General features: G+C 71.4%; 22 protein-coding genes and 1 tRNA gene. 22 read left to right on the forward strand and 1 reads right to left on the reverse strand.

The genetic code is table 11. The annotated features are described in order from the left end of the window. Nucleotides 1-259: 259 nt before the first annotated feature. The 21 genes from V7793_RS09585 (at nt 260) to V7793_RS09685 (ending at nt 15,894) form a co-directional block, all read left to right on the forward strand. Complete coding sequence (locus V7793_RS09585) at nt 260-532, forward strand: DUF6284 family protein (protein WP_336004313.1); 273 nt, start codon at nt 260-262, stop codon at nt 530-532. Further along, on the forward strand, nt 532-1,188 hold the full coding sequence (locus V7793_RS09590) for a GGDEF domain-containing protein (RefSeq protein ID WP_336004314.1): 657 nt from the start codon (nt 532-534) through the stop codon (nt 1,186-1,188). The genes V7793_RS09585 and V7793_RS09590 overlap by 1 nt, the downstream gene beginning before the upstream one ends. After that, nucleotides 1,185-1,892, forward strand: a complete 708-nt coding sequence (locus tag V7793_RS09595) for a hypothetical protein (RefSeq protein WP_336004316.1) — start codon at nt 1,185-1,187, stop codon at nt 1,890-1,892. Before V7793_RS09590 ends, V7793_RS09595 begins: the two co-directional genes overlap by 4 nt. Then, nucleotides 1,889-2,953, forward strand: coding sequence for a DUF2637 domain-containing protein (locus V7793_RS09600; RefSeq protein ID WP_443057872.1), 1,065 nt, complete (start codon nt 1,889-1,891; stop codon nt 2,951-2,953). Before V7793_RS09595 ends, V7793_RS09600 begins: the two co-directional genes overlap by 4 nt. Then, on the forward strand, nt 2,950-3,291 hold the full coding sequence (locus V7793_RS09605) for a hypothetical protein (protein ID WP_336004317.1): 342 nt from the start codon (nt 2,950-2,952) through the stop codon (nt 3,289-3,291). The genes V7793_RS09600 and V7793_RS09605 overlap by 4 nt, the downstream gene beginning before the upstream one ends. Next, entirely contained in the window at nt 3,291-3,677 is a 387-nt protein-coding gene (locus V7793_RS09610; RefSeq protein ID WP_336004319.1) for an RRQRL motif-containing zinc-binding protein, read from the forward strand. Before V7793_RS09605 ends, V7793_RS09610 begins: the two co-directional genes overlap by 1 nt. A gap of 27 nt (nt 3,678-3,704) precedes the next feature. Continuing rightward, nucleotides 3,705-3,950 (forward strand): hypothetical protein, encoded by a 246-nt coding sequence (locus tag V7793_RS09615; RefSeq protein WP_336004321.1) that lies wholly within the window; start codon nt 3,705-3,707, stop codon nt 3,948-3,950. Beyond that, nucleotides 3,950-4,261 carry a hypothetical protein gene (locus tag V7793_RS09620; protein ID WP_336004324.1) on the forward strand — a complete coding sequence of 104 codons (312 nt, stop codon included), beginning with the start codon at nt 3,950-3,952 and terminating at the stop codon, nt 4,259-4,261. The genes V7793_RS09615 and V7793_RS09620 overlap by 1 nt, the downstream gene beginning before the upstream one ends. Nucleotides 4,262-5,560: 1,299 nt before the next feature. After that, nucleotides 5,561-6,487: a hypothetical protein gene (locus V7793_RS09625; RefSeq protein ID WP_336004326.1), complete on the forward strand. Its 927-nt coding sequence runs from the start codon at nt 5,561-5,563 to the stop codon at nt 6,485-6,487. Further along, nucleotides 6,487-8,664 (forward strand): hypothetical protein, encoded by a 2,178-nt coding sequence (locus V7793_RS09630; RefSeq protein WP_336004329.1) that lies wholly within the window; start codon nt 6,487-6,489, stop codon nt 8,662-8,664. Before V7793_RS09625 ends, V7793_RS09630 begins: the two co-directional genes overlap by 1 nt. Before the next feature lie 237 nt (nt 8,665-8,901). Further along, a complete protein-coding gene (locus tag V7793_RS09635; protein ID WP_336004332.1) occupies nt 8,902-9,096 on the forward strand; it encodes a hypothetical protein in 195 nt (64 codons plus the stop codon). Nucleotides 9,097-9,105: 9 nt separating this feature from the next. After that, nucleotides 9,106-9,426 carry a hypothetical protein gene (locus V7793_RS09640; RefSeq protein ID WP_336004334.1) on the forward strand — a complete coding sequence of 107 codons (321 nt, stop codon included), beginning with the start codon at nt 9,106-9,108 and terminating at the stop codon, nt 9,424-9,426. Nucleotides 9,427-9,443: 17 nt separating this feature from the next. Further along, a complete protein-coding gene (locus V7793_RS09645) occupies nt 9,444-9,608 on the forward strand; it encodes a hypothetical protein (protein ID WP_336004335.1) in 165 nt (54 codons plus the stop codon). Nucleotides 9,609-9,627: 19 nt separating this feature from the next. Next, nucleotides 9,628-10,080, forward strand: a complete 453-nt coding sequence (ssb, locus tag V7793_RS09650) for a single-stranded DNA-binding protein (protein WP_336004338.1) — start codon at nt 9,628-9,630, stop codon at nt 10,078-10,080. Between the two features lie 94 nt (nt 10,081-10,174). Further along, complete coding sequence (locus V7793_RS09655; RefSeq protein WP_336004340.1) at nt 10,175-10,864, forward strand: SAM-dependent methyltransferase; 690 nt, start codon at nt 10,175-10,177, stop codon at nt 10,862-10,864. Continuing rightward, nucleotides 10,861-11,490, forward strand: a complete 630-nt coding sequence (locus V7793_RS09660) for a class I SAM-dependent methyltransferase (RefSeq protein ID WP_336004343.1) — start codon at nt 10,861-10,863, stop codon at nt 11,488-11,490. The genes V7793_RS09655 and V7793_RS09660 overlap by 4 nt, the downstream gene beginning before the upstream one ends. Next, nucleotides 11,487-12,407: a bifunctional DNA primase/polymerase gene (locus V7793_RS09665; protein ID WP_336004344.1), complete on the forward strand. Its 921-nt coding sequence runs from the start codon at nt 11,487-11,489 to the stop codon at nt 12,405-12,407. Before V7793_RS09660 ends, V7793_RS09665 begins: the two co-directional genes overlap by 4 nt. Further along, nucleotides 12,404-12,823: a hypothetical protein gene (locus V7793_RS09670; protein WP_336004345.1), complete on the forward strand. Its 420-nt coding sequence runs from the start codon at nt 12,404-12,406 to the stop codon at nt 12,821-12,823. The genes V7793_RS09665 and V7793_RS09670 overlap by 4 nt, the downstream gene beginning before the upstream one ends. Then, the gene (locus V7793_RS09675) at nt 12,820-14,073 is read left to right on the forward strand and encodes a DUF3631 domain-containing protein (protein WP_336004347.1); all 1,254 of its coding nucleotides are present in this window, start codon (nt 12,820-12,822) and stop codon (nt 14,071-14,073) included. Before V7793_RS09670 ends, V7793_RS09675 begins: the two co-directional genes overlap by 4 nt. Nucleotides 14,074-14,302: 229 nt before the next feature. Further along, nucleotides 14,303-14,506, forward strand: a complete 204-nt coding sequence (locus tag V7793_RS09680) for a helix-turn-helix transcriptional regulator (protein WP_336004350.1) — start codon at nt 14,303-14,305, stop codon at nt 14,504-14,506. Further along, nucleotides 14,506-15,894, forward strand: coding sequence for a site-specific integrase (locus V7793_RS09685; protein WP_336004352.1), 1,389 nt, complete (start codon nt 14,506-14,508; stop codon nt 15,892-15,894). Before V7793_RS09680 ends, V7793_RS09685 begins: the two co-directional genes overlap by 1 nt. A gap of 203 nt (nt 15,895-16,097) precedes the next feature. On the opposite strand, the gene V7793_RS09690 is transcribed toward V7793_RS09685, so the two are convergent. Then, a tRNA-Arg gene (locus V7793_RS09690) sits at nt 16,098-16,170 on the reverse strand. Between the two features lie 305 nt (nt 16,171-16,475). Here V7793_RS09690 and V7793_RS09695 point away from each other — a divergent pair. Beyond that, on the forward strand, nt 16,476-17,314 hold an 839-nt coding region (locus V7793_RS09695; protein WP_336004363.1), incomplete at its 3' end, for a dynamin family protein.

The raw sequence follows: 17,314 nt of genomic DNA on the forward strand, positions 1-17,314 counted from the left end.
CAGTGTGCGGGTTTCTGAGCCGTCTCCCTCATAAGTGACGGCCGCGCGGCTGCAAGACCGCGCACGTGCGACGACGTCAGCCTTTCCGCAGCGCTTCCCATGTTGCGGCCGGTTGCCTCCTCCGCCCGTCCGGCGTCTTCCGCGCTGTACGGGTGGGGTTGAGGGGAGCCGGAGTTACCCGGTTTCACCAATGGCGCGGTCCCGGTGCGGACACACCGGGACCGCCAAGGGCCGTTCCTTCTGGAGGGAGCACGACCCCGTGAATCACATCATCCCTGATCCCGCCCCGTGGGCGGGATCGGTCTTACCGGATGCCGATCTGGAGCCGACCGCGGCCGAACTGGACGCAATCGAGTGTGAGATGCCGTTGATCATGGCGGAGGTTGATCTGCTGGACGTGCAGATCGCTCTGCTTGATCGGCCGCCGACGGGCGTGGACGTCCAGCGTCTGCGCCGGGCGTACCGCCGGGTTCTGGCGATGCGCCGGTCCCTGGCCAACTGCCCGATCGCCGACGAGGCGGAGGCAGCGTGATGGCAGCCTTCGACTTGATCACTGTGTCTGCGGCTGTTGCTCCGCTGGCGGCGGCCTGGTCGGTGCACACTCTTCTGCTGCGCCGGCGGTTGGCGCGGGCGCGTCTGGATCCGCTGACCGGTCTGCCCGTGCGGGAGGAGTTCCAGGTCCGGGCGCGGCAGGAGCTGCGCGGTCTGGGCCGCGTGGTGGTCCTAGTGGACCTGGACGGCTTCAAGGCCGTCAACGACACGTATGGCCACGCGGCCGGGGACGCAGTGCTCGCGGCGGTCGGCTGGCGGCTGCGGCGGTGGGCCGCGGATCTGGGCGGCAGCGCGGGGCGGCTCGGGGGCGATGAGTTCGCCGCGACCGCCCACCCCGAGAGCGTGAACCGCATGCCCTCCCACCTGCGTGAGCTGCACGAGGTGCTGCGCGCCCCGGTGGACTTCCGTGACCGGCAGATCCACGTGGGTGCCTCTATCGGCGCGTTTCCCGTCACCGATCAGCTGCGGCCGGACCTGGCCGCGGCTCTGCGGCGGGCGGATGAGGCGATGTATGAGGCCAAGAGGTCCGGCGGTGGCTGGCACATCGCGTGGGGCCCGATCCCCGAGATCACGACGACCAACGGCCGCCGCACTGGGCGCCCGGGCACGACTCCCCTTCGCGGGGGTGTGCGGTGACCTGGCATCTGAACTCTGATCGCTTCTACACCCGTCACCCCGAGCCCGACGTGGGCCCCGGGGGCACGTACTACGGCATCGCGGACCTGCGTGACGCGGACTTGCGCCGCTCGCTCGCGGTACACGAGGCGGGGCATGCGGTCCTGGCCTTCGCCTGCGGCATCCCGGTCGTGGAGATCTGCCTGAGCGGGGATCTCGGCAAGGGGATGGGTTCGGGGCCGGCGGCCTGGGTGCAGTGGGGCGGCTCGTGGAGCGTCTCGTGCGCCCGCTACTTCGCGATGTGTGCTGCGGGGGAGCGGTCCCAGGACCGGTGGATGCAGGAGGAGGGGTTGTGGACCCCGGAGCGTGCGTGGGTGGTCGAGCGCACCGCCGGCACTGATCGCCAGAAGGTCGCGGAGGCGCTCCAGGATCTCGGGATGACCCTGCACTATGGCCACACGCCGGACGCCGGTATGGACTACGCCACGGTGACGGCCGCCGCCGACGCTGCTCTGCACCACCTCTGGGACCGCGTCCTGTCGGTGGCCGCGGCCCTGGACGATCACGGCCACCTCACCGGCCGTCAGGCCGCCCGCCACGCGCGCTTGACGCACGTCGCCGTCGACTGCGACGACGCGCCCTACTCGTTGACTGCCGTCAAGGAGCAGTACCGGGACGCGGAAGCCGCATCCCGCCGGGCGGCCACGGTGCGGGAGGCGGCATGACCGCCACTGCCTCGCAACAGCTCTCGCGGCCGGACCGCGTCGAGGGGCGGTCGACGGGCGTCGAGCCCGCTTCGACGCCCGCCGCCGTGAGCGTGGCGATCACGGTGCTGGCGAGCGGCCTAACGATGGTGCTCACGGCCATTGCGTTCTGGCTCTCCTACGAACACCTGCAAGGCGTCGCCGCCGGCCATGGCCTGCGCGAGGCCACCGCCCGCTCGTGGGCCTGGCCGGCCACGGTCGACTTGTTCATCGTGATCGGCGAACTGCTGATCCTGCGCGCCTCACTGGCGCGCCGGGTGGACTGGTGCGCAATCGGCCTGGCCACGGCCGGGTCCGTCGGTTCCATCGTCCTGAACGTCGCCGGTGTCGGTGCAGGGGCGGGGCTGCTGGACTACGTGGTGGCCGCGGTGCCCCCGGTCGCTGCTCTGCTGGCCTTCGGTGCCCTGATGCGGCAGGTCCACGCCTACCTTGCCCGCCGCATCGCCGCTCCCGCCGGGGACACGGTGACGCCCGTCGAGGCGGAGCCGGACCCCGTCACGCTCAGCCGCGACGAGGACCCCGAGGAGGCACCGCCGGCTGATGCCGGTGACCTGTCGGCCGTGCCGGAGCTGGAGTGGGCGCCCGAGGCCGTCACCCCGGAGGTGACGCCCGTCGAGGAGACCTCGACGCCCGTCGACCTCACCCTCGCACCCGAACCGCCGGAGGGCCCGTCGGGCGGGCCCGAGTGGCTGCGGGCCGTGCCCGAACCGGGGCCCCTGCCCGAGACCGTCACCGGCAACTCGACGCCCGTCGAGCCGCCGCCTGACCCCGTCGAGGAAGGGCCGACGCCCGTCGACCTGTGCCCGCCGGTGATCTACCGGACCCGGGTCGATCAGCTCATCCGCGCCCTGTACGGCACGGACTTCACCCAGCCGTCGACGGCCCGGATGACCGAGGCCATGGCCGCCGCAGGGCTCGGCGGGTCGGAGTCGACGGCCCGCACCGCCCGCGGCCGGGTCAAAGCCCGTGAACCTCACCTGGCAGCCTTCCCCGCCAGCCTTCCCCGAGGAGAACTCGCGTGATCGCCAAGACCATAGGAGAACTGGCCCCGCACATAAAGGCCCTGGCAGTGATCTGCGCGCGCTTCCCGCACCTGCCCGCCGCGCAGGTCGAGACCGGGATCGTCTTCCTGCCGGAAGAGATGGTGCCCGGCCTGACCATCAACCTGCACGGCTCCCGGGCGGACTTCGAGGCATGGCGAGAGGCTCTGGACCTCGACACCGCCAGTCTGACCGTGGCGCAGCACTTCAGCGCCAACGGCAGTCTCTGCCTCCTCACCGATGCCTATGGCGCGTTCGAGGGGACGCCCATTCACCTGCGCGGCTTCATCGAGGCAGACGACGTACTGGCCGCGCCCTGATGCCCGCACCATCCGGCACCTGCTACGACCCGACCGGGGCCACGTACGGGATCCCCACGTACCCGTGGCGTCTGGCCCCGGACGGGCTGGCCACCCGCCGCCAACTCCGCGCCCAAGGGCTGCGCCCGGGCGGGCAGCCCATCGCTGCGCAGGTCATGCGCCGCTCCCGCCGCCGCAAGGCCGGGGTACTGGTCGGCTACCTCTACCGCATCGACCGCGCCCTGCCCGTCCGTCCGATGACGCCGGGCCGCACCGTGGCACTGGCCGTAGCGATGCTCGCCCGCCGCACCTGCCCCACCTGCCAGACGGATGCCGGGTACTGCATCCCCACCTCACTGGGGGAGTGCGTGACCTGCGCTTACGCCGAAGACCAGCACGTCGCCTGAACCATCCACCCACCCTGGAGATCAGCAGTGACGACCCCGACCACCACTGCGGCCGCTGCGTCGCAGAAGACCAGCTTCCACTACATCACCACGGTGCAGACCCGCGATGGCCTGCTGAACACCCGTGACGGGCGACTCGACCTGCCGGCCGGCTTCACCCGGGCCATGTGCTTCCGCTACCTGATGGAGCAGCTCGCGGACGAGTACGGCACGCCGCTGGCGGTCCTGTACTTCGCCCTGGAACCCGACGCCCTCCCCACGGGGGCCGCGTAATGACCGCCCGGGGCGTACGCCCGGCCATCGCGCTGTGTGCCGGTGCGGGCATGGCCGTGGCGATGTGGGCCCGCCTGAGCCCCTACGGTCTGCCATGGTCGCTGGCACTCTCGTGCGTGGTGGCGGTGTCCGGGACCATCAGCGCCGCGACGCTCCACCTCGCGGAGATGTTCACCGTCACGACGCACCGGTGTACGGCCCCGGGCTGCCGCTTCCGTGTGCGGGTGACGGGGGTGGATGCGGCGGAGAGCCGGCGCTGGCAGGAAGCCGCGACCGCGCACCCCGACCACCGGCTGCCCCGGTCTTCGTGACCTTGTCCGTACGGCGCCCCCGGCCCGCTTTCTCAGGGCCCGGCCGGGGGCGCCTACTCCTACCTGAGGAGTGTCACCAGCATGGCGGAAAGGACCGCTGCGGGGGAGAAGGCCCCCGGACAAACGGAACCACCCAGTAATGACGAGGAGAGCGCACCCGCGCCCCAGGCGCTGCCCATCGAGCTCACGGTCAACTCCTCCGGTACTGATGAGGGCGAAAAGCCCGTTCGGGAGCGGGCGCCGCAGCGGGGCCTGTTGGCCGTGCTGCCGGCCACGGTGGCTGGGAGCGAGGCGCTGACGGTTTCCGGCAGCGGCCTGTACGCGGCCGCGGGTCCGGTTGCCGTGGTGGCCGCGGCCGGGGTGGTGGCCGCAGGTGCGGCCACCGTTGCCGGGGTGGCTGCCCGGCGCCGTAGCCGCAACGGCGGCCGCGGCCTGGCAGGGCACCGCCACTCATCCGGTCTCGGCCGGGGCAGGGGTCGGCCGGATCGCGGGGGAGCAGGCAGGGGCAGCCTCCTGTCCGGGGGCGCTTCCCGCGGTGGTGGGACGAGCGGCAACGGCGGGCGCTTCCGGTCTCGATCCGCCGGTGCGGGCAGGGGCAACAGCGGCGCGTCGGGCGGGCGCGGCGGCGGCCTGTCCGGCCGCGGTATGTCCCTGGCCCGGACGCGCTCCGCAGCTCTGGGGGGCTCGGGTCACTCCGTTCGGTCCGCAGGGTCCCGCGGTGCCCCGGGGAGGTCCCCCTCCCTGAGCCACACGCGGGGAAGAAACGGTCTCGGCAGCATGCCCAGGCAGGCCACGCCCGACCGCCGGGGGATCCGTCGTCGGGGTGCGGGTCACAACGCGGACAGCCGCAGCGGCCGCCTCGGAGGGGGCAGGGGAACATCGCTGTCCAAGGGGCCGCGGTCGGCTGGAGCCACGTCTGGCGGCTCCGCCGGGGCGAAGGCCTCCCGGTCGTCCGGGGCCGGTGCTCTGCGGTCCTCGGGGGCCCGGGCCATGCGGTCGGCGGGGCGGGCGGGGGCGACGGTTGCGGCCGGGGTGAACCGGGCGCGTCGTGGCCTGTCGGCTGCTGCCCGGCGTGGGGGTTCCTGGTCTGCTCAGGCTGCCCGGCGCGTTGCCGGTAGCCGTGCCGGGCAGTGGGCTCGTGGCCGTATCGCCCGTGCTGTCCAGGTGCTGCGGGAGCGGGCGGTGCGGGCTCGGGCGCGGTACGGGCGCAAGGTTTGGGCGGGTCTGGCGTTCGGTGCGCGGGCTGCCGGCGCGGGTCTGGTTGCCGCGGCCGGCGGTCTGGTCGCTGCAGTGCCCGGTTTGCTGCTCGCGCTGCCTCACCGGCTGCTGGGCGGGCGGGGATGGGGCCCGCTGCTCTGGGGCGTGCGGGTGGCCCGTGTCGTCTTCAAGCGCCTGGTTGTCCGGGCCCGGTCGAAGTACGCCGAAGCCAGTGGCGCCCGGGACGTGCTGACCGATTTCGATGAGCCCGGTCGCCGGTTTGCCGGGTTCGGCTTTCCCACGGACTACTTCGGAGGGAACCTGATGAGCGTCTTCCAGCGGGAGACCGAGGCGATGCGCGAGGCCTACAGCCACTACGAACCGCCCATGATGCTGGCCGTGGCCGCGGAGTACTGGGGGCTGCAGGAAGGCATCACCTCAGTGGGTGAGGCCGTGCGCCAGCTCGCGGTCAACACCGCCGACAAGTACCCGGCGGACGCGCAGATGGCCGACCTGATCAGCCAGGTCTACACCCTGCTCCACCAGGCCGCCGAAACCGCCGCCGAGATCGGGCCGCTGTTCGCGAAGGTGCACGAAGCTGATCTGCGGCGCCACGAGGAGCCGCGGCCGGGCGAGCACATGTGGAACATCCTGGAGCAGCGATCCGACGGCTCCTACAGCATGCGCTCCCCCTCGCAGTTCGTGGCCGTGTGCCAGGACATCGCGCACGTCTACGCCCGCTACGAGCCCGGTCACATGGCCCAGGTCGCCGCGGAGTACGAGGGAATCCCGGCAGGGATCGAGAACACCGCGGCTGCGGTCCATCTCCTGCAGGCCCGCTCGAACGAGACCTATCCGGTCGACAAGGCCGTCGTCGAAGGCATCGCCGACCTGCACGCCCTGCTGCTGAAGGCCGCGTCGGCCGCGCAGGAGCTCATGCCGGCCTTCCGGCGTCTGCACGCGCCGGACATCGCCCGGCACGAAGAACCCCGCAACGGTGAGGCGGGCGAAGCGATGTGGGACGTCTGATGGCCGCCCGATCATCCGCCCTGGACTGGGGCTGGAACACCTCCCCGGCCGTCGATGCCGCCCTCGTCGCCGGGGGCGCCTACAGCGTCGCCGCTGTCGGGGCACTGTCCGGCATGCCGCCGGTGCAGGCCCTGACGGTGGGCGCGGCCGGCGCTGCTGCTCAGGCTGCTGCCGATCTCTACCAGCGCCGTCCGGGTTGGCACATCACCACCCGGTGCGCCGCCTGGCTGGCCGCTGGCGGCTGGACCGCTCTGGCCTTGGCGGACCACACCGCGCTGACGTGGCAGATGGCCGGATGGTGGGCTGCCGGGACCGCGGTCGGCATGACGCTGGCCCGGGGCCTGGTCCGTGCCGAGAATGCCGCCCGCGAGCAGCGCAGCGCCCGCCGCCTGCAGGTATGGGCCAACGCCCGCGCCCGGGAGTGGCACGAGCGCCTGGAGCGCCTGTTCCGCCTGGAGGGTCACACCGTCGACGGCGTTATGCCCTGGAAGAGCGGCGCCGGCTACACGGTCCGTGTCGCCATGCCATCCGCCACGCCGCAGCTGCCCGCGGACGCGGTGCGCAAGCTCGCCACCGAGCTGAAGCTCCCGCGCGGCGGGGGAATCCAGATCACCGACGGCATGGTTTACGGCGAGATCCACATCCGCGTGACCACCAAGGACGTCATGTCCGAGGAGCTGCCGATCCCCGACGGCCCGGACGACACCACGGTCACCAGCATCTACGGCGGCCTGCCGCTGGGCCTGCAGACCGACGGGGCGGAGGTGCGCGTGGGCGTGGTCGATGACTGCGCCCTGTTCATCGGGCAGATCGGCTCCGGCAAGACCAACGTCGTCAATGTTGCCAACGCCGGTGCCCTGCGCACCAATGACACGGTGGTGATGCACATCGACGTCACGGGCGCCGGGATCTCCCTGCCGTGGCTGCGGGCGTGGGCCGTCGACGGCGCCAGCGACGTGCCGTTGATCGACTATGTGGCAGACACCGAGGAGGAAGCGCACATCCTGGCTGACTTCCTGATCGCCGGGATCGGGGCCCGCAAGTCCGGTCACCAGGATCTCCTGGCCGGTGAGGATGACAAGCTCACCGTCGGCCCGGACTTGCCCGAAGTCCTCCTGGTGGTCGATGAGATCGCCGAACTCTCCCCGCGGCTGCTGGCCAAGCTCGACACGATTGTCAACACCGGCCGCGCGGTACGGGTACGGGTCATCATCTGCGGCCTGCGCGCCACGCAGGACGTGATCACCGCAGCCATGAAGAAACAGAGCAGGGTGCGCGTCGGCATGCGCGTCTCCGACCCGGAGGAGCTTGCCCACCTGTTCCCCACCGGCGCGGCCCGCCTCGACCCGAAAGCCGCTCCCGGCCGCGGCTGCGGCTTCTGCTGCGCCCCCGATGCCGAGGACATCGTCAGTGATCCCGCACCGTACAAGGCCTACCGGATCACCCCGAAAGTCATCCAGGGCCTGGCCGCCGCCTACGGCGCCCGCCGCCCCCGCCTGGAAGCGGAGTTCCTCGACACCGCCCCGGCCCGCTACTACGCCTCCCGCTGGGGACGCGTCCTGCCCCGCCTCTACAAGGCCAAGCCCCTGGCCGCCACCACCGTCCCGTACACGGATCTGGAGATCCTCCGGCCCCCGCTGGACGAGGTGACCGGCATCCCCAACACCGGCATCGAAACCGATGCCAACGACGACGGGGGCAGGGAGGGCGGGGGCAGCAAGCCCGGTGCTCCCGGTCGGCACACTGCCCCGAGCGCCGTTCCGGCGGGCAAGCGGTTCGGCAGCGATGCCCTGGCCGCCCTCCTCAACTCCCCCCGCACCGCGGCCGGACCTCACGGGGAGGCCGGGAACGGGGACCGTACCGTCATCCACGCTCAGTTCGGCCGGGTCGTCGCCCAGAGCGGCGGGCCCGCTGACCGGCCCGACCGCGTCCCCCGGCTCCTGCTCGACGCCCACCAGACCGTCACGGAAGCCGGCGGCCGCCTGCACACCGGCGACCTCGCAACCCGCCTCGACCTCGACGCCGTCGCCCTCGGCAAGGAACTGAGCCAGATCCTCAAGACGGTTGGCGTCGAGCGCCCCGGCATCGGGTCCGTCCGGATCGGCGACGTGTCCAAGAGCGGCTATCTCGCCGAAACCCTCGCAGAGGCGATCACCCGGTACCGCAACACACAGTGACGAGCGCCGGGCGTGTAGGGCACACGCCCGGACCCCACACAGCACCCCACACACGCCGTGTACCCCACACAGCCCTGTGTAGGGCACTGACCTGCGCGTGTAGGGCGTGTAGGGCACACAGAACCACCCCGAGGGAAGCCCGGAAACCCGCCCCGGAGACCCGGATACGGCCTCTTGAGCGGCGGTCTGTGCACCCCGCACACCCCACACGGAACCCAGCACAGAAAGTGACGCGCCGTGGTCCTCTCCGTCTCCGCCGTCGTCCTGCTCGGCACCGTCCTGGCCGTCCTGCTCCGCACCGGCTACGTCCGCGCGGGCAGCGCGCTCACCGCGACCCTCTTCGGTTTCTTCCTCGCCTCAACCGGCATCGCCCCGGTCATCAACCAGATCCTCACCAGCACCGCGTCAGCCTTCACCAACCTCGGCCGCTAGGAGACCCCTGTGCGCCAACCACCCCCGCCCGACGTGACCTTAGGCGGCATCGCCCCGCACATCCCCTCCGACACCTACCGCCGCGCGCAGGCCACCGGCCAGCCCGTCGTCATCATCCAAGCCGCCCCGGCCCCGGCCGGACGCCCGGCCCGCGCCTACCTGATCCCGACCATCGTCGTGATCACCGGCGCCCTCGGCATCGCCGGGCTCGTGGTCGTCGCCCTCGCGCTGCTCGACTACGCCCTCCACACCGCAGCGACCATCGCCGCGGCCACCGGCCCGCTCAGCGTCGGCGGCATCACCCTCAAGCTCGCCAGCTCCAAGAAGTGACCCCCGAAGGAGATCCCATGGACCGCTCAGACGACTACTGCGACGAGTGCGCCGACTACGGCTGCCCCGGTCACGAGCTGTGTGACTGGTGCAGCGGCGACATCTGCAACGAGTGCGACGGCTGCGACTGTCCCGAGAACACCTGCCCCGGCTTCCCCGCCCACTACACCGGCACGAACTGAACCCGAGGGAGACACCAGCATGTCGTTCGGAGACACCGCGATCACCATCATCGGAAATCTGACCGCCGACCCGGAGCTGAAGTTCACCGACTCCGGGGCCGCCCTGGCGCGGTTCACTGTCGCGTCCACCCCGCGGACCTTCGACCGCGAGGCGAACCAGTGGAAGGACGGCACGTCCAGCTTCTTCCGCTGCGCCGCCTGGCGCTCCCTGGCCGAACACGTCGCCGGCTCCTTGGCCAAGGGAACGCGCGTGGTGCTGTCCGGCCGGATCCGTCAGCACGACTGGCAGACCCCCGAGGGTGAGAACCGCTCGATGCTCGTCGTCGAGGTCGACGAGATCGGCGCGAGTCTGCGCTTCACCACCGTCACCGTCAACGACAAGCGCCCCAAGAACGCCGCGCCGGGCAGCGACGCGTGGGCCACGGCCGGCGGACCGTCCGTGGCCTCCTCGGAGGCTGAGCCCCCGTTCTAGCTGCGCCAAGGGCGGCCCCCTCGTCTCGCCAAAGAAGCCGGGGCCGCCCTTGTCCACCCAGCCCATCTGAGAACGGAACTGGAGGAACTCCAGAATGACGCAACCAACCCCGATCCGGCGACCCGCCCGGCCGCGGCTGCTGGATCTGTACTGCTGCCAGGGCGGTGCCGGTATGGGGTACTACCTGGCGGGCTTCGACGTGACCGGCGTCGACATCCGGCCGCAGCCCCGCTACCCCTTCACGTTCGTGCAGGCCGACGCGATCGACTACGTCCAAGTTCACGGCGCGGAGTTCGACTTCATCCACGCGTCGCCGCCGTGCCAGCACGACAGTGAGTGCCAGCGCCTCCACGGCAATGCCCACCCTGACCTGATCGCCCCGACCCGTGCCGCGCTCGAAGCGACGGGGCGGCCGTGGGTGATCGAGAACGTGGGCGGCGCCCTGCCGAAGCTGCGGAACGCCGTGATGCTGTGCGGGGCGATGTTCGGGCTGGAGACCTACCGGCACCGGCACTTCGAGCCCGGCGGCGGCTTCAGCTTCGTGCCGCCATCTCACCCGGCTCATACCGTGCCGCAGGCCAAGATGGGGCGCCCCGTCCCGCCCGGGCACTTCGGGCAGTTCATCGGCAACTTCTCCGGCGTCGCCCTCGCACGCCGCGTGATGGGCGTGCCGTGGATGAACCGCGACGGCATCCGCGAGTGCATCCCCCCGGCCTACACCCACCGCGTCGGCATCTCCTGCCTGGCGGGAGCCGGGACGCATGGTGGGGTGGTGGCCGCATGAACGCCCGGGTGCTGCCGCTGCGGCGGCCGAACGGCCTGCGGGTGCTGGACCTGTGCTGCGGCGCCGGCGGCCTGTCCATGGGCTACTACCTGGCCGGCTTCGACGTGACCGGCGTGGACATCCGCCCGCAGCCGAACTACCCCATCACCTTCCACCAGGCCGACGCCCTCACGTTCCCCCTGGACGGCTTCGACCTAGTGCACGCCTCCTGGCCCTGCCAGCGCTACGCCCGCGTCACTGCCTGGCGCGGCAGGCGGGAAGAGCATCCCGATCTGCTCGCGCCGGGCCGGGAGCGTCTGGCGGGCTCGGGGGTCCCGTCGGTGATCGAGAACGTGCCCGAAGCCCCTCTCAGGCCGGACTACCTGTTGTGCGGGACCCAGTTCGGGCTCCGCGTCCGCCGTCACCGGGCCTTCGAAACGTCCTGGGGCGGAGGCGGAGACCTGGTTCCGCCCTGCTGGCACCGCAAAGACCTCCTGGCGTTCGAGCACAAGGCGGAGCGGGCCTACGCCGACGCCATGGGCTGCACCTGGATGAGCAACCTCGAAGCCCGCCAGGCCGTACCGCCCGCCTACACCCAGTGGATCGCCGCCCAGTTCCTCACGCTGGACGGGAGGACCGCGGCATGAACGAGATCCTGACCGCCGACCTGGCCTGCCTGTCCCTGCTCGCCGCTGCCCTGGACTGTGCCGACCGTGGCTGGCCCGTCATCCCGCTGCATCCCCGGACCAAACGCCCCGCCGGGCACCCCGAGCGGTCCTGCCCCGGCACCGGCCGCTGCTCGAACGGTCACCGCACCCCGGAACAGCGCGCCACCACCGACACCGGCCTGATCCAGGCCGCGTGGGCGCGCACCGCCTACAACGTCGGGATCGCGACGGGCCCGGCCGGGCTGCTGGTCATCGATCTGGACGTGTGCAAGCCGGAAGAGCCTGAGGGAGCGCCTGACGGCGCCACTTCCTTCAAGGCGCTCTGCGAGCGCGCCGGTGAGCGGCTTCCGTCCACCTACCAGGTGCGGACTCCGAGCGGGGGACGGCACCTGTACTTCACCGCCCCGCCCGGCGCCCGGATGGCGTGCAGCGTCAACCGGCTCGGGCCGCACATCGACACCCGCGCCTGGGGCGGCTACGTCGTCGCACCGCACAGCAGCACTCCCGAGGGCGCCTACGAGGTGCTCGATGACGCGCCCGTGGCCGCACTGCCGCACTGGCTTCCCCCGCTGCTGACCGAGCCATCCCGACCCGCCGCAGGGCTCGCCCCGCTGCTCGTGCAGGAGGCAGTCAGCCGGCGGGCCCAAGCTGCGCTGGATCGCGAGACGGCGGCGGTCGCGAGCATGAGCGAGGGCGGCCGGAACGCCCGCCTGTTAGAGGGCGCCCGCGCGCTGGGGAGGTTCGTCGCCTGGGGCGAGATCCCGCGCGACGTGGTGGAGGAGGCTTTTCAGGCGGGGGGAGAGACGGCCGGACTGTCCGCGGCCGAATGCCGCGCCACCATCCGCAGCGCCCTGGACTGGTCCATCCGCACCTGTCGGCCCCAGGACGCCGCATGACCCCCCGCCCTGAAAAGCCCACCCCACCCACCCCGCACGGTGCCCGCCCGACCCAAGGCGGCCCCTCTGAAGGCCGTGGCACGAAGAGCGACGGCCGTCAGGCCGTCCTTTCAGCTCTTCGTCCTGACCTGCACCCGACCGGCCGCCGCGATCTGGGGCCCGACGACCCGACGCCGGAGCGGCCCGGCATCCGCATCTCTGCCGCGCCGGTCTACCGCTCGCACCACGACGGCGCCCGCTGGTCGAAGCGATACGGGGACACCCCGACCGCCGCCTACGCCTGCGCGTGCGGCCAGACCGGCACCGCCACCGGCCAGCGAGCCGTGGCCGCCCTGGTCGCCGAGTACGAGAAGCACAAGGCCGTCGCCCATTCCCGCACGCCCGGTCGGCACAACGAAAGGAGGGATGCCGCATGAGCAGCGCCAACCCGCCCGCTCCGCCCGTCGACGGCGCCGCCCTGCTCGATGACGTCGAGCGCTTTCACCGGCGCTTCAACATCTTCCCCAGTGAGGCCGCCTACGTCGCCGTCACCCTGTGGGACGCTCACGCGCACCTGCTCGACTCCTTCGACTCCACCCCTCGCATCGCGTTCCTGTCCCCGGAGCCGGGCTCCGGCAAGTCCAGGGCGCTGGAGATCATGGAGACCCTGGTGCCCAACCCCATGGCCGCCGTCGACGCGTCGGTCTCCGCCCTCTTCCGCGCCGTCTCCGGCGTTGACGGGAAACGTCCCACGATCGTTTTCGATGAGATCGACACCGTGTTCGGGCCCAAGGCCGGGGAGAACGAAGCCCTTCGTGGCTTCCTGAACGCCGGGCACCGGCGGGGCAGGCTGATGTACCGGTGCGTGGGCGACGGCGCCAACCAGACCGTGCAGGGCTTCCCCTCGTACTGTGCGGTGGCCATGGCCGGGCTCGGCTCCCTGCCCGACACGATCCTGACTCGCTCCGTCATCATCCGCATGCGCAAGCGCGCCCCGAACGAGGACGTCGAGCCCTACCGCGAGCGCATCAACGAGAAGGAAGGCCACGCCCTGCGTGACCTGCTCGCCGTCTGGGCTGAGACTGTCAAGGACCGCATCGCTGAGGCCTGGCCCGTCATGCCGGAGGGGGTGACCGACCGGCCCGCGGACGTGTGGGAACCGCTGCTCTCCGTCGCCGACGCGGCTGGCGGGCACTGGCCGGGGCGGGCCCGCGCGGCCTGCCTGGAGCTCGTACACGCCGCCCAGGACGGCGACGACGCCTCTCTCGGGGTCCGTCTGCTGACCGACCTGCGCGACCACGTGTTCAAGGGAGCTGACCGCCTGCCCACGGCCGTCATCCTGAAGTGCCTGCTGGCCATGGACGATGCGCCCTGGGGAGACCTGGACGACAAGCCCATCACCTCCCGCACCCTGTCCAAGATGCTCAAGCAGTACGTCACCCCGGCGAACAAGCCGATCAGATCCCGCGGTGTCCGGGTCGGCTCCGAGACCCCGAAGGGCTACTACGCGGAAGACCTGGCGGACGCGTGGAAGCGGTACTGCCCCCCTCCCCCCGGAGAATCCGCAACATCCGCAACGTCCGCCACACCGCAGGTCAGCGAGGGTGAAAACGTGGCGGAAGCCCTCCCCGAGACCCGCCACACGCCCGCGGAAACCGCCACGCACCCGCTCATGGCGGCCAGCTGACCAGGACGGGCTCACCGGGGCCGCCGCAACGCCCGTGTGGCGGCCCCTATCCGCCACACAACCGCCATCCGCCACAGACACGAGCCGCTGACCTGAGGTGTTGCGGCGTGGCGGATGTTGCGGACCTGGGGGAGGCCTACGCCGGCCCCCACACCTTGCCTACGCGGGACAGCCGGACGGCCTCTGGGCCCCTCCGCCTGCCCGAACCAGCGGCTGAGAGGAGCTCGCGGTGACGACGGCCGCGTATCGCTCGCGCGACGACAAGCTCACCCTCGCGGAGATCTGCAAAGACCTGAAGATCTCACCGTCCACCTTCTACGACTGGCGCGCCAAGGGGCGTGCTCCGCGCTGCATCAAGCTGCCCAATGGCGACCTCCGGATACGCCGCAGCGACTACGAACACTGGCTCGACGGCCGGGAGGACTGCGCCTGATGGACACGACGTACAACGTCAAGATCTGGAAGACCTCGGTCTACCGGGGCAAGCGCAAGACCACGTACACCGTCCGGTGGACGCTCGACGGGAGGGAAGAGCGGGCGCCGTTCGCGACCTCCGCGCTTGCGGATGCCTTCCGGTCGGAGCTGGTCAGTGCCACGCGCCGCGGAGAGGCGTTCAGCCTCACCACGGGGCGCCCGGTCTCCCACGGATCCGGAGCGAGCACGATGAGCTGGTACGACTTCGCCGTCCAGTTCGCAGACGTCCAGTGGGGGAGGACCGCGGGGAACACGCGCAAGAACACCGCCAAGACCCTGATGGCGACGACTATCGCGCTGCTGCGCACCTCGTCGGCCGCCTTCGAGCCAGCCGACGTGCGGACGGCTCTCCGGGAGTACGCGTTCAACACCCGGCGCCGGGAGGCGGCGCCGCCGGAGGTGGCCAGGATCTTGAAGTGGGTGGAGCGGTCCACGCTGGCTATGTCGGCATGGGAGGACCCGATCAAGGTCGATGAGATCTTGCGTGTCGTGACCACACGGCTCGACGGCAAGCGGGCCGCCGCCAGTTCCGTCAAGCGTCACCGCCGGATCCTCAACGTGGCTCTGGAGTACGCGGTCAAGCACCGGATACTGCGTGAGAACCCCCTGCCGAAGGGGCGCGGTGCTGTCCCCCAGACGTCCAACGCGGTGGACAGGCGGTCACTGATCCCTCCGGTCAAGATGGCGCGCATGCTGCTCCGGATACGTCGCCGGCCCCGGGGCGGTCGGCGGCTGCACGCCTACTTCTCCACGGTGTACTACGTCGGCCCGCGCCCGGAGGAGGCCGTGGCGATGTACGTGGACGACGTGCTGCTGCCTCCCGAGGACGCGGAGGATCAGTGGTGCGACGTGGTGTTCCACACGGCTGAGCCGGAGGTCGGGAAGAACTGGACTGACGACGGTGCCGTCCATGAGGAGCGCGGCCTGAAAGGGCGGGCCGAAGGGTCCACGCGTATCGTGCCGGGCCCGCCGCCCTTGACGAGGACCCTGCGCGCCTACATCAAGGAGGAGGGGCTGAAGCCCGGCGACAGGCTGTTCCCGGGGGAGAAAGGGGGAATACTCTCCGGCTCGGTCACGCGCAGAGCCTGGCAGGGCGCCCGGAAGGCCGAGTTCACGGAGCGGGAGCAGGAGTCTCCCATGGGGCGGCGGATCTACGACGTCCGCTCCACCCGGCTGACCAAGTGGCTCAACGACGGTAACCCCCCGGCACAGGTGGCCTACTGGGCCGGCAACAGCGTCGCGGTCCTGCTGGCCGTATACGCGGGATGCATCGACGGACAGGTCCCGGATCTCAAGCGCCGGATGGAAGCCCTGGGGGACCTCCCCGAGCTGCCCGAGACGGGTTAGCGGGCTTCCGCGGCCCGGGGGCGTCACCGCGTATTCACCGTGGCCACCCGGAGAACGCCGGTGACAGCCGGACTCAGCCGGACACAGCCGCTGGGCAGTGCGACCCGGGTCGCACCGCCCAGCGGCTGTCAGGTGCTGCCTCACGTTGCTCTTACCAGCAAAAACGCCCCTCCTGGCAGGAGGGGCGTGCGGTGTGGACCGAGCGCCCCCGGCAGGACTCGAACCTGCGGCCAAGCGCTTAGAAGGCGCCTGCTCTATCCACTGAGCTACGGGGGCCGGTGTGTGCGGCGGTCGCGGACGGCTGAAGCCCCGGGCTCGGTGGTGCCGTGACCTTGCCGGGGACAAGGATAGGGCTCCGCTCGCCTCGTCCCGGTTGCTTCACCTCCGTGCCACGATGTGGAGGTTTAGTGAAGCGGTCCTGATAATCGCAGGCGGGTACGAATCTTGCACCGTTTTTCACGCCCCAGGCGACGGGTGTTGTGTACTCGTTATGCCTGAGCCCCGTGCGCCACGCCTCGCGCGCCATGGCCTATACGCTTCAAAATCACACCAGAATTGGGCATTCTGCACGTGTGGCGACCTTGGAAGTACGGCCCCGACTGCTCGACGCACTGTCCGCACTGCGTGACCGTGTCGACGCCGCACGCTTCCCCCTCCCCCTTCCCGGCGCCGCCCGCGCCCGCCGAAACCGTGCCGAACTCCTGGCGCAACTCGATGACTACTTGGTGCCCCGCCTGTGCGCCCCCGAAGCGCCGCTCCTCGCGGTCGTCGGGGGATCGACCGGGGCGGGCAAGTCCACCCTCGTCAACTCCCTGATGGGGCGGCGGGTCACCGAGGCGGGGGTCCTTCGGCCGACGACCCGTACGCCTGTGCTGATCTGCCACCCGGACGACCACCACTGGTTCGCGGGGCAGCGGGTGCTGCCCGAGCTGCGCCGCGTCTGGGTGCCCGCCCAGGACTTCACCACCCTCTACGACACCGACCCCGAGGGCCGCCGCGGCGACGAGGACGACGCCGCCGAACCCCCCTCCCTGCGCATCGAGACCGACCGTGCCATGCCGCCCGGCCTCGCCCTCGTGGACGCCCCCGACATCGACTCCCTCGTCGAGCGCAACCGCGAGCTCGCCGCCGAGCTGATCTGCGCCGCCGACATCTGGGTGCTCGTCACCACCGCGACGCGGTACGCCGATGCGGTGCCCTGGCACCTGATGCGCACCGCCAAGGAGTACGACGTCACGCTCGTCACCGTGCTGGACCGGGTGCCCCACCAGGTCGCCACCGAGGTCTCCCGGCACTACGGCGCGCTGCTGGCGGCCGCGGGCCTAGGCGACGTGCCGCGCTTCACCATCCCCGAGCTCCCCGAGTCCGCGGGCGGCGGCACCGGGCTGCTGCCCGACACCGCCGTCGCGGGACTGCGCGG

This window comes from Streptomyces sp. KLMMK (assembly GCF_036961605.1).
GTDB lineage: Bacteria > Actinomycetota > Actinomycetes > Streptomycetales > Streptomycetaceae > Streptomyces > Streptomyces telluris.